The organism is Nocardia mikamii NBRC 108933 (genome assembly GCF_001613505.1).
In the GTDB taxonomy this organism is placed as follows: domain Bacteria; phylum Actinomycetota; class Actinomycetes; order Mycobacteriales; family Mycobacteriaceae; genus Nocardia; species Nocardia mikamii.
The window spans coordinates 368,621-380,091 of the sequence record NZ_BDCM01000009.1 but is presented as its reverse complement, the minus strand read 5'-3'; the positions used below and the strand labels follow the sequence as shown (position 1 = coordinate 380,091).

Sequence of the window (11,471 nt, the reverse complement as noted above, 5' to 3'; positions counted from 1 at the left end):
CTTCGGGCACGGTGGTGGGCCAGTCCAGTCCGGCTCGTCCGCCGCCATACCGATCGACAGTAGAACCCCGATGGCGCGGTCGGGGGCTGGCTCTGGTGCGGCCGGTGCCGGTAGCCGTCGAGCCGCACGCGATGCTCGGCTGTGTTGAATGCCCTTGGCGCGGTGGACCATTCGCCGAGGTGGTAGACGATCGGGTAGACGGCCCCGAAGCCGGGCTCGAATGTCGCCGGCAGGTCCGGCAGTTCCGCGAAGAGATCGTCCCGTGCGGCCACCACGCCCCGTCGACGGTGCGCGTTCGTCGGCTTCGGAGATGAATCGCAGGCGCAGTGGAAGCCGCCGGGGCTGGGGAGCCGGGGGTTGCCGCATCGGTGTCGCTTCTTTCATCAGCCTCGGGTTTCACCGTGTGACTACATTGTTCGTCTACGCCGTAGACATACGGTGTAGGAGTGGCCTACGCTGGAGTTATCCGGCCATCCTCGGCCGGATCAGAACCGAGGTTGTGAACGATGGCACCTACCCACTCCGACCCCCTGTTCATCCGATGACAGTCGACCTCGCGGCGCGCGGGCATGAACTCGACGAGATTCGCCGCGACGTCCGGAACCAGCGCGGCATACACGCATGATCATCGTTGCGTTGTTCGCCGGCATGGCGATCGGAGCGGTCGCGATGGCCCTGGTCGATCGCCGCCGATCCGGTGTCGACCCGCGGCGAGCCCGTCCCGGCCTGCGTCACCACGATTCGGCGGCCGCGCGCGACCTGCACGAAAACGCCGGCGGCTCACGGCATATCCGCACTCACCCCAGCTGGCGAGACCGGCTCGAGCAACCGCGCCCACCCAGCGGGGTAACCAACCGAACCGAGGAATTGCCGTGATCGTCATCATCGGACTGGTCATCCTGGTCGCTGCCGTAATCATCGGCGTCGCAGGAGTATTCGCCAACAGCGGCAACAGTCATCTCCTGTCCGACAACTTCGCGGTGTTCGGCTATCACGTCACCGGATCGACCGGGGTGCTGTTCCTCTACGGCATGGTTCTCGGCGCCATCGCGGTCGCCGGATTGGCCCTGTTACTGGCCGGCACCCGCCGCACTGCCCGCCGTGGCCGCGCCGCCCGCCACGAACTCGAGTCCACCCGACAGGAGACCCCGGTCTACTACAGTCACACGGGCACCACCAGCGCCACATCCGAACCTTCCGAGATCGCCGAATACGATCCCGGAAGCCGGATCCCGCCCCACCGGCACGGTAGGGGAAGACTGTTCGGGCGCCGGTCGATAGTGCGCTGATCGCCGGCGCGTCCGAGTTCATACGTTTCAAAACCCCGGTCCGCCTGTACCTTCACGGTGCGGGTGGACCGGACTCGAACTGGCACTGCGTGGACTGCAGAGCCTGACGCAGCGCTGATCTGCCTGCCCCGGCGCCGCTGTGACGTCCTCCATGCGATGCTCGAGAGCGGGTCTGCGAAGGCGGCCGGCAGGTCGACTCGGCCGCGGCCGATTTGGATTGCTTTGATCACCAGCAGGATCGCGCCGACGATCAGGTAGGCGCGCAGTGCGAGCATGCCGAGTGCGGTGCCCGCGGACCAGGTGACGGGTTCGAGCACGGTCAGTGGTGGCATGCGCCAATGATCTCGATCGGTGTGTTCACTCGCGAGTTCTCGATGACCCGTGCCTGCCCGGGGACGTTCAATCCGTGGAGATCAGGTGCAGATCGCCGGGCTTCCAGGTCTGGTCGAAGAACTCTTTGCCCGGTCCGTACAGGCGCACGATCACGAAATATCCCTTGCCGGGTACGGTGGCGAGCCAGTTGGTGTCGTCGGCACCGGCGGGCTTGTGCGGTCCGAAGTAGATGTCATGGGAGCCATCGGGATTCGGTGTCGGCTTGTCCATGGTGTTGATCGAGGGAAACCGCTGGCCGTTGTCGAGTCCGGAGGCGGTGACGCTGTCGTAGACCGCCACCGACCAGAACAGCGCAGCCGGGATATCGGGCGGCAGTCGCAGGGAATAGGAGCGTCCGCCGTCGAGCGGATCGCCGTTGACGTCCCTCATGGTCGCCGGATACTTGGCGCCCTTGCCGACCATGTCGACGACCATGCCGGGGGAATCGGAGTAGGCGGCGGTGAAGAACGCGGTGCGCTGCTCGAGATTGGTGAATGTTGCGCTGGACTGGAATTCGGTGTTCTGCCCGGCGAACGTGTTGACCCACGGCTGCCCCGGGAAGTATGTGCCACCGGGTTCGAGCGGCAGCAGGCTGGTCACCGTCACCTTCGAGATCTTGAACGCCGTGCGGGCCGCCTTGTCCAGCAATGCACGATCGGCAGGGGTCGGGTCGAAGGTCCGGCCCTTCTCGATGCCCAGAGTGTGCAGGAATCCGCGCATGTCCATGTCGTACGGATCGACCGCTTCGTTCTGGATGAATCGGTCGAGCAACTCGAAATACGTTCCGTCACTGGGGAACAGCATGTCGCACGGGACACCCGAGGCCCGGGGGAAATGCATCGCCGGGGCGGCGCCGCGGTCGCCGAGGGGGTAGACGACGGTCTGCTCGATGCGGTCCACCGCGTCGGACAGGTCCGACGGGTCGGCGAAGAAGGCGCGCCAGAACAGGAAGACGTTGTTCGTCCGGGATCGGTACACGTAGCCGTCGGTGGGGTCCGGGCCGTCGTAGCCGGGCGGCAGCAGCACATAGGTGCCGCCCTTGCCCGCATCGGGTCCGGCCAGGCCCACGTCACCGCGCCAGAGCCGCCCGTCGATGGTCGGCCCGGCGACGGGACGCTGCCAGAAGTCGTCGAACATGCCCTGTACACCCGCGGGCGCCTGGACCACCAGCGGGCCGTAGCGGCCGAGGTCCAAATAGCCCATCGCGTAGACGACGTCGAAGTTCGGGGTTGTCACCAGGGTCTTCGCGTCGATCCGGTCCTGCCAGATGGGCAGCACGTGGTAGCCGCTACCGAAGGTGGCTTCCGATCCCTCCTTCATCGCCCACATATTGACGGCCGGCAGTGACCACAGATACGCCTGCACCGCACGCTGGAAGATCAGTTCGTCACGAAGCAGCCGCACCGTCTCCGCGGTCGGGAATCCGCCGTCGAATCCGGCATCAGCGAGCTCGTCGTAGCGTCCCACGCTTCGGCTCCCTTTCCACATCGCAACGTAGCCGACACCAGGCAACCAGCCGGCATATCCGCGATGCTTCACCCGTTTCGGATGAATCGACGGATCGAATCCACCCGTCCCGAATCAGGATGTGGTCTACGGGGTGGGAATCCTGGGCGACCAGATCGCGTGGCCGTAGTGGTGTCGTAACGATGCTGGTTGCGCTGCGGATTCGGGCGCCTGGGGCGAGTGCTGGTCTTCGAAGTAGAGATCTCGCCCCAGCGCGTCGACCAAGCGGGGGATGTGGTGCGCCAGGCTCTGGGTATCACCGATGGGGTATCCGAAACTGAGATGCGCCGCGGCGGAGAAGACGTGGATCCGACCGATCCATGACGCTCTGCCGGGGAGTTTCTCGACCAGCTGGAATCCGGTGCCCAGATAGGGTGTGCGCGCCAGAGCGGAGTCGGCGAGGTCTCCGTCGGGGCGGTAACGGTCGCCCCACAGCGCGATATCGCCTGCGATGCCGCGGAGTTCGGCGCGGGTGTGGGGATCGTACTGATATCCCGTTCCGGCGATCACGAAGTCGAAGGTGTGCCTGCCGTCGGCGGCGTCGACGGTGACCCGGTCGCCGACCTGCGTCGCGGCCCGCCAGGGCGCGTCCAGGTGAATGCGGAAGCCGGCGAACGCCGTGGCTCGCGTGACCGATTCGAGCGGTACGCTGCGGCCTGCCCGGGCGGCGAGAACCCGCTGTTGCCAGCGGGCCTCGTCACCGCGCCGGTGATAGTTGTTGCGCGCGCCGAGCTTGACGGACGGACCACCCGCGCCCTGCACGATCAGATCGGGCCTGCGGGTGAACAGGTGCACAGCGGTGGCGCCTGCCTCGAGCGCGGTCGCCGCGGCGTCGAAGGCCGAGGCCGCGGCGCCGAGGACACCGACCGTTTTCCCGGCCAACCGGGCGAAGTCGATATCGTGGCCTGTGTGTGCGAGCAGGCTCGTCGGCAGTCCGTCGAGTTCGGGCGGCAGGTAGGGGCCGCCCGTTCCCTCGACGCCGTTGGCCAGCACCAGCTTTCGGGTGGTCTCCCGGATCGTGGTTTCGGTGCCGTCCGGCCGTCGCAGGGTGAGTGTGAGTGTGAGGCCGTCGGGTCCCGGCGCGATGTCGGTCAGACGGGTGTGGTGGCGCACCGGGATGCCGAGGTGGGTCCCGATCCAGTCGATATAGCGCGCCCACGTCAACCGTGGGATGCGCTGTAGACGCTCATAGGCCTGCTCGCCGTAAACCAATTCGTACCACGCCCGGAAACCGAGTTCGGGAAAACCGAATTCGGGTTCAGGCCACTGCTTGGGGGTGCGCAGAGTGACCATGCGGGCGGTGGTCGTCCATACTCCGGATTCGCCGGGGGCAGCGGCGTCGAGGACCGAGACCCGGGTGATACCCGCTCGGCGCAGGGCGAAGCCGATTCCCAGGCCGGCCTGGCCGCCGCCCACCACCACCACATCGTGATCGGCCGCTGTGGGTTGTACCCAGTTCGCCGGATCGGGCCCGAAACGACGCAGCACACGCTTCGCGTGAAGAGCGGCAGATGTATTGGATTCGACCACAGGACAACCCATTTCACTCGGCCCGGAGGGAACCCGCGCGACTCGTGCCGCCCCGTGGCGCGGCGGCGGTCGGCGTACCGGGAGACTCGCGTGACACCCGATATGCCACACGTCGCGGCGACGGACCACCGTCCGCCGCGTTCGACAATGTAGAACTCGATACCGGCACTCACACGAGTTACGGTCCGGGAAAATCTAAATCCTGATCGGCCACGGCCGAAAGATCATGGGAATTGCGGCCGGAGTCCTTCGGCGCAAGGCTATCCGCTGTTCGTCCACGGTACCTGTCGTCTTCGTGCAGATCCGCTTCAACGACGGTGTAGTCGATCTGGCCGATCGCAACCCTCGGAACCGTTCCGGGACCGGCCTAGCCTGAGCGCACGCCCCGAGGCGTCCGACCTGGCGAGCGCGTCGCGCCGCCACCTGAAACGAATTGAACCCTATGTCACACAGTAGAATTCACCGCCGTCTGGGCGCGCTGACGCTCGCCCTGGTCACCGCGACGGTGGTCGCCGGATGCGCCACACCCGCCCGCCAGACCGCCGCGAGCGACGACAACGCCACACCCGTACCGGGTGGGACGCTGCGCTTCGGCGTACTCGACGCCCCGGCGAACCTCGACCCGCACTCCGGAAGTTCCTATCCGGAATCGCTGATCACCAGCAACGTCACCGACAAACTCGTCTACCAGAATCCGAAGACCGGCGCGCTGGAGCCGTGGCTGGCCACCTCGTGGCAGTACAACGACGCTCTCACCCAGTTCACTTTCCACCTGCGTGACGACGTAACCTTCAGCGACGGAACGAAGTTCACCGCCGATTCGGTGAAGGAAAACTTCGATTTGCTCGGCCGCGGCGAGCAGCGACTGGGAATCGTTCCGGTGACCGCGTACTGGGTGGGTTATCAGGGCACCGAGGTGGTCGACCCGACCACGGTGCGGGTGAGCTTCGATCGGCCGAGTGCCGGATTTCTGCAAGCGTTGTCGCTGTACTTCTCGGGAATCGTGGCGCATTCGACGCTGGTTCTGCCGAAGGAACAGCGCAGCCAGGCTCAGAACGTCGTCGGAACCGGGCCGTTCACCATCTCCCAGCACATCTATCAGCAGAAGACGGTCTTGAAGAAGCGGCCCGGCTACCAGTGGGCGCCGGCGAGCCGCAAACACAACGGTGACGCCTATTTGGACGCGGTCGAGATCGACGTCATCCCCGAAGCCGGGGTACGCACCGGCGCGCTGCGGTCGGGAACCGTCGACGCCATCCTCGACGTCAACAACACCGACGAAGCGCCGCTGCAGGCGCAGGGATACCGGATCGTGCCGCAGCTCATCCCGGGGCGCGACATCTCGCTGGACTTCAAGACCGATCGCTTTCCGACCGACGACAAGGCCGTGCGCCAGGCCGTGCAGCTGGGCTGGAGCCGCGGAGCGCTGGTCAAGACCGTGTTGACGCCGAGTTACAAGGTGTCGAGTTCCGTTGTGTCGCAACGGGTTCCGGGCTACGTCGACTTCTCCGCGGACCTACGGGAGGATCAGGGCAAGGCCGAACAGATCCTCGAGGCCGACGGCTGGCGTAAGGGCGCCGACGGGATCCGGGCCAAGGACGGGCGCCGATTGCAGCTCGATCTGCTCGGTATAGACAATCTGGTCAACAACAAGCCCGCCTATCAGTTGATCCAGCAGGATCTGCGCAAGATCGGCATCGACCTGCAGCTCAGTGTGCTGCCGATTCCCGATTACACCGCCGCGAGTACACAACAGGGCCGCTGGAACATCCAGGTCGCCAATCAGAGTCGCGCCGACATTTCGGTACTCGAGCAGGTGTATTCCCCGCAGTACGGGAATATGGCCAAACTCGCGCCGGGAAGTCCCGAGGCGAACGAGGCGGTCGCGAAACTCAGCGCGCTGAGCAAAACTCTCGATCCCGCCCAGCGGGCGAAGGCCGCCGAACAGGCGCAGCGGTACCTGCTCGACGAGCAGGTGCTCACCGCCCCGGTGTACAACCCCGCGCAGGTAACCGCGGCGAGCGCCAAGGTGCACAACATCGGCTACGAGGCGCAGTCGCGAAATGTGTTCTACGACACCTGGATCGAGCAGGGGTAGTCGTGCTGCGCTACGTTGCCGCGAAGCTCGCACAGGCCGTATTCGTGGTGTGGGGCGCCTACACCGTGACCTTCGCGCTCCTCTACGTCCTGCCCTACGACGCGGTCGACGTGCTGTTCGATCCGACTCAAGGTGATCTGATCACCGCCGGCGACAAGCAGAAGGCCCGGGTCTATTACGGTCTGGACCACTCGCTGTTCGGACAGTATCTGCACCGTCTCGGACAGGCCGCGCACGGTGATTTCGGCCGCTCCACCCGGACGGGGCAGGACGTGTGGACGATGATCAGCGGCGTACTGCCGCAGACGGCGCTGCTGGCGGTCACCGCGCTGGTGCTGGCGACAGCGCTGGCCACGGCGGTGGCGATCGTGGCCGCGTACACGCGGTGGCGGTGGCTGGCGGAATTGTTCGCGACGCTGCCGGCGGCCGGGGTGTCGATACCGGTCTTCCTGCTGGGATTGGCGGCGCTGCAGGTGTTCTCCTTCCGGCTGGGGTGGTTTCCGCCGATCGGCAACGACGGCGCCGCCACGCTGGTGTTGCCGGCGGTGACGCTGGCGATCCCGGTGGCGGCGCCGATCGCGCGACTGCTGCTGGAGAATCTCGACAGCGGGATGCGTGCGGGTTATGTGACGGTGTCGCTGGCCAAGGGGGCGACCCGGCTGTGGGTGCTGGTGCGCGAGGTGCTTCGCAATGCCGCACTTCCCGCTCTGACCATCGCCGGAGTGACGTTCGGGAACCTGCTGGCCGGCGCGGTGATCGTCGAAACCGTCTTCTCCCGTTCGGGTCTGGGCCGGTTGACCGAGACGGCGGTGCGCACGCAGGATGTCGCGGTGGTGCAGGCCGTGGTGGTGCTGGCGGCGGTGATATTCGTGGTGGTGAATCTGATGGTCGATCTGGTGTATCCGGTGCTGGACCCGCGGCTGCGGTCCCGGCTGTACGCGCGGAGCCCGGCATGAGCGGGGGAGGGCCGGAGGCGGCAGCGCAGCGTCACCACGCAGGCCCCCCGCTCGTGCCCGTCGAACACAGCATGAGCGGGGGAGGGCCGGAGGCGGCAGCGCAGCGTCACCACGCAGGCCCCCCGCTCGTGCCCGTCGAACACAGCATGAGCGGGGGAGGGCCGGAGGCGGCAGCGCAGCGTCACGCAATCGCTGCCGTCGAGGACGGTCCAGCGTCGGTGGCCGTGGCCGACCGTGCGGAGCCGCAGGCGATTGCAATGCAGCGGAACCGATTTCAACGGGTCGCCCGAGCGATGCGGGCACGGCCGGGACTGGGTCTCGCCTGGCTGGTGGTGCTCGTCGTGGTGGGCTGGGCGGTGGCTCCGTCTTGGTTCACCGATCACAGCGCGGTCGACGGCGACCCGGATTCGGGCTTCCTGCCGCCATCGTTCGCCCATCCGTTCGGCACCGACCGGCTCGGGCGGGATCTGCTGGCTCGCGCCATCTACGGCACCTCGACCACTCTGACCGCGACCTTGCTCGCGGTCGCCATCGGGTTTCTTGTCGGAGCCGTGATCGGATTGCTCAGCGGCATCGTCGGCGGCCGGCCCGACGCCGCGGTCATGCGCTGTATCGACGTGCTGCTGTCGATCCCGGCCTTGCTGCTGGCGATGACCATGGTCACCGCGCTCGGTTTCGGCACGGTGAATATCGCGCTGGCGGTGGGCGTTTCGGCGGTGGCGTCGTTCGCCCGGGTGATGCGCTCGCAGGTGCTGACCGTGGCGGGCAGCGATTTCGTGGCGGCCGCCTACGGTTCCGGAGCCGGATTCGTCCGCGTGGTGGTGCGCCACGTGTTGCCTAATTCGATCCGGGCGGTGTTGTCGCTGGCGGCGCTCGAATGCGGTACCGCGGTCCTGGCGGTCGCGGCGCTCGGCTTCCTGGGCTACGGAGCTCCGCCGCCGCAGCCGGAATGGGGGCTGGCGGTCTCCGAAGGCCGGGACTTCCTGGCCACCTACCCGTGGATCGCGCTGTGTCCCGGCGTACTCATCGCCGTGGTGGTGTTGTCGGTGAATCGAATCGGACGCGCGTTGGGAGAACAACGATGACCACTACCACCACCGGACCGCTGCTGCGAATCGACGATCTCACCGTGCGGTACCACGACTCCGCGGCGCCCGCGGTATCGGGAGTGTCGCTCGAGGTCGGCGCGGGCGAATTCATCTCGATCGTCGGCGAATCCGGCTCCGGCAAGAGCACCACCGTCCACGCCGCGCTCCGGCTCCTGCCGCCCATGGCGGAGGTGCGGGCGCGAGCGCTGGAAATCGGAGGACAGGATGTCTCGGGATGGAGCGACCGCCGACTGGCGCGGGTGCGCGGCCCGGTGGTCGGCTTCGTGCCACAGGATCCGGGAACATCGCTGAATCCGGTGAAACCGGTAGGGCGGCAGGTGCTCGAGGCGCTGCGCCTGCATCGGCGCGCCGACGCGGGACGCGATCTGGCCGTCGAGAAGCTGGCGGCGGCGGGATTGGCCGCACCGGAGCGGGTGTACCGGCAGTATCCGCACGAATTGTCCGGCGGTATGAAGCAGCGCGTGCTGATCGCGATCGCCCTGGCCAACGATCCGGTGCTGCTGGTTGCCGACGAACCCACTTCCGCCCTGGACGTGACCGTGCAGAAGCGAATTCTGGACCGGCTCACGGTATTACGCGACGAATTGGGTGTGGGCGTGCTGCTGGTCACCCATGATCTGGGCGTGGCGGCGGAGCGATCCGACCGGTTGCTGGTGATGCAGCGCGGGCGCATCGTGGAGCAGGGGGCGGCGGCCGCGGTGCTGTCCGCGCCGCGCCACGAGTACACCCGCGCACTGCTCGCCGCGGCACCCGCCACGCACTCCGGGCGGCTCGCTCCCTCCGCAGGGATGGCCGTGCGGTCCGGGCCTGCCTCCGCGGAGCCGGTGTTGCGGCTGTCGGAGGTAACGAAGAGTTTCGGCGGGGGAGTGCGGGCCGTGGACGAGGTATCGCTCACGGTGCGGGCGGGCACCACGCATGCGATCGTCGGGGAGTCGGGGGCGGGTAAATCCACCCTGGCCCGGCTCGTGGTGGGCCTCGAACACCCGGAGGCGGGCGAGGTGCTGGTGGACGACGTCCGAGTCGACGGCAAGGGCCGCCGTCCTCGGCCGCTGCGCCGGCAGATCCAGCTGGTGTACCAGAACCCCTACACTTCCCTGGACCCCCGGTTCGACATCGCCGCGATCATCGGCGAACCACTGCAGGCATTCGGCCTGATCCGCGATCGGGCGGCGCGGCGCATGCGGGTGGCCGAGCTGTTGGACGCGGTAGCGCTCGACCGCGCTCACCTGAGCAGGCGCCCGGCCGAATTGTCGGGAGGCCAGCGTCAGCGTGTCGCGATCGCGCGGGCGTTGGCCGCCGAACCCCGCGTGCTCGTGCTCGACGAGGCGGTCTCGGCACTCGATGTGTCGGTGCAGGCGCAGATTCTGCAGCTGCTGACCGATCTGCAAGCCGAGCACGGGTTGACGTATCTGTTCATCACGCACGATCTGGGTGTCGTGCGGCTGATCGCCGACGACGTGACCGTGATGCGCAACGGGCGGGTGGTCGAAACAGGCTCGGTGGCTTCGGTTTTCGCGGCGCCGGCGGAGGAGTACACCCGCACCCTGTTGGCCGCGGTGCCGGGTGTGCGGGTACAGCTGCCGGTGCCGGCGTGAGACCGGCAGCCGCACAGAATCGTTCTGATCGTAAGGATTTCCTCCACGATTGCCGGCTGGCAATGATGAACACCGGATGTCCCGCAGTCGAAGCGAGGGACCATGTACGACATTCGCCGGCTGATCCTCCTGCGGGATCTGGCCGAACATACGACGATGACCGCGGTGTCCGAACTGCACGGCATCACCACCTCTGCGGTTTCGCAGCAGCTGCGCATCCTCGAGGACGAGGTCGGTGTCGTGCTGACCCGCCGCGAGGGCCGGGTACTGCGGCTGACCCATGCCGGGCGCGTCCTGGTGGACCACACGTCGCGGATCGTGGCAGCGCTGGAAGAGGCGGAATCCGCGGTCAGCGCCACCTCGGAAGCGGTGACCGGTGTGCTGACCGTCGCCACCTTCCGCACCGCTCAGATGCGGTTGGCGCTACCGGTTACGGTGCGGTTGCGCGCCGAACATCCCGGGCTGCGGGTGCGGTTGGTGGACCTGCGGCCGGTGGATTCCGTTCCTGCGGTGCGCCAGCAGGATGTGGACTTGGCGATCACCTATTCGTATTCGTTCCGGTCCCGGGATCTGCCGCTGGGCTTGGCCTCGGAATATCTGTTCAGCGATCCGCTGGTTCTGCTCGCCCCGCCGCAGTGGCGTGAGCGGGTCCGGGAGCACGGGCTGGGCAGTCTGCGTGACGCCGACTGGATCACCGCCCTGGACGGGGAGCCGTCGGTGGCGTCGGTCCATTTCGCCTGCCGGGAGGCGGGATTCGCACCGCGGATCGAACATCGCAGTGGGAGTTTCGAGGGCATGGCCGAGATGGTCGAACACGGGCTGGGAGTGACGATCGTGCCGGAGATCTCGGTCGCGGACCGGCATACCGCACTGGTCGTGTGCTCGATCGACAACGGCGTTCGGCACGTCGGTGTGACGTATCGGCAAGCCTCGCTGGAGCGGCCGGCCGTAGCGGCGGCGATTCGTGCGCTGCGCTCGGTCGCCCAGCCGCTGCGGCTGGCGTCGTGAACACGCGA

10 protein-coding genes are annotated in these 11,471 nt (G+C 67.2%); 7 read left to right on the top strand and 3 right to left on the bottom strand.

Features of this window, described 5'->3' with window-relative positions; all coding sequences use genetic code 11:
- The coding region (locus NMI01S_RS35625; RefSeq protein ID WP_245716837.1) for a DUF5994 family protein at positions 1-275 on the bottom strand (275 nt) is incomplete at its 3' end.
- A gap of 346 nt (positions 276-621) precedes the next feature.
- Here NMI01S_RS35625 and NMI01S_RS13190 point away from each other — a divergent pair.
- Both NMI01S_RS13190 and NMI01S_RS35545 read left to right on the top strand, forming a co-directional pair.
- Positions 622-876 carry a hypothetical protein gene (locus tag NMI01S_RS13190; protein ID WP_062996964.1) on the top strand — a complete coding sequence of 85 codons (255 nt, stop codon included), beginning with the start codon at positions 622-624 and terminating at the stop codon, positions 874-876.
- Entirely contained in the window at positions 873-1,289 is a 417-nt protein-coding gene (locus NMI01S_RS35545) for a hypothetical protein (RefSeq protein ID WP_174554511.1), read from the top strand. Before NMI01S_RS13190 ends, NMI01S_RS35545 begins: the two co-directional genes overlap by 4 nt.
- 399 nt (positions 1,290-1,688) lie before the next feature.
- On the opposite strand, the gene NMI01S_RS13180 is transcribed toward NMI01S_RS35545, so the two are convergent.
- Together NMI01S_RS13180 and NMI01S_RS13175 are read right to left on the bottom strand one after the other, a co-directional pair.
- A complete protein-coding gene (locus tag NMI01S_RS13180; protein ID WP_245716836.1) occupies positions 1,689-3,128 on the bottom strand; it encodes a DUF1254 domain-containing protein in 1,440 nt (479 codons plus the stop codon).
- Between the two features lie 126 nt (positions 3,129-3,254).
- Positions 3,255-4,655: an NAD(P)-binding domain-containing protein gene (locus NMI01S_RS13175; protein ID WP_062996962.1), complete on the bottom strand. Its 1,401-nt coding sequence runs from the start codon at positions 4,653-4,655 to the stop codon at positions 3,255-3,257.
- A 484-nt stretch (positions 4,656-5,139) separates the two neighbouring features.
- On the opposite strand from NMI01S_RS13175, the gene NMI01S_RS13170 reads away from it, so the two are divergent.
- From NMI01S_RS13170 to NMI01S_RS13150, 5 genes are all read left to right on the top strand, one after another.
- On the top strand, positions 5,140-6,795 hold the full coding sequence (locus tag NMI01S_RS13170) for an ABC transporter substrate-binding protein (protein WP_062996960.1): 1,656 nt from the start codon (positions 5,140-5,142) through the stop codon (positions 6,793-6,795).
- Between the two features lie 2 nt (positions 6,796-6,797).
- Entirely contained in the window at positions 6,798-7,751 is a 954-nt protein-coding gene (locus tag NMI01S_RS13165; protein WP_062996958.1) for an ABC transporter permease, read from the top strand.
- A 257-nt stretch (positions 7,752-8,008) separates the two neighbouring features.
- Positions 8,009-8,836 carry an ABC transporter permease gene (locus NMI01S_RS13160; protein WP_062997066.1) on the top strand — a complete coding sequence of 276 codons (828 nt, stop codon included), beginning with the start codon at positions 8,009-8,011 and terminating at the stop codon, positions 8,834-8,836.
- Positions 8,833-10,455, top strand: coding sequence for a dipeptide ABC transporter ATP-binding protein (locus tag NMI01S_RS13155; RefSeq protein WP_062996956.1), 1,623 nt, complete (start codon positions 8,833-8,835; stop codon positions 10,453-10,455). The genes NMI01S_RS13160 and NMI01S_RS13155 overlap by 4 nt, the downstream gene beginning before the upstream one ends.
- A 102-nt stretch (positions 10,456-10,557) precedes the next feature.
- The gene (locus tag NMI01S_RS13150) at positions 10,558-11,463 is read left to right on the top strand and encodes a LysR family transcriptional regulator (RefSeq protein ID WP_062996954.1); all 906 of its coding nucleotides are present in this window, start codon (positions 10,558-10,560) and stop codon (positions 11,461-11,463) included.
- The last annotated feature ends 8 nt before the right edge of the window (positions 11,464-11,471 follow it).

Coding starts and splice junctions, on each gene's coding strand:
- NMI01S_RS13190 (WP_062996964.1), top strand. CDS start 622: ATGATCATCGTTGCGTTGTTCGCCGGCATGGCGATCGGAGCGGTCGCG.
- NMI01S_RS13170 (WP_062996960.1), top strand. CDS start 5,140: ATGTCACACAGTAGAATTCACCGCCGTCTGGGCGCGCTGACGCTCGCC.
- NMI01S_RS13160 (WP_062997066.1), top strand. CDS start 8,009: ATGCAGCGGAACCGATTTCAACGGGTCGCCCGAGCGATGCGGGCACGG.
- NMI01S_RS13155 (WP_062996956.1), top strand. CDS start 8,833: ATGACCACTACCACCACCGGACCGCTGCTGCGAATCGACGATCTCACC.
- NMI01S_RS13150 (WP_062996954.1), top strand. CDS start 10,558: ATGTACGACATTCGCCGGCTGATCCTCCTGCGGGATCTGGCCGAACAT.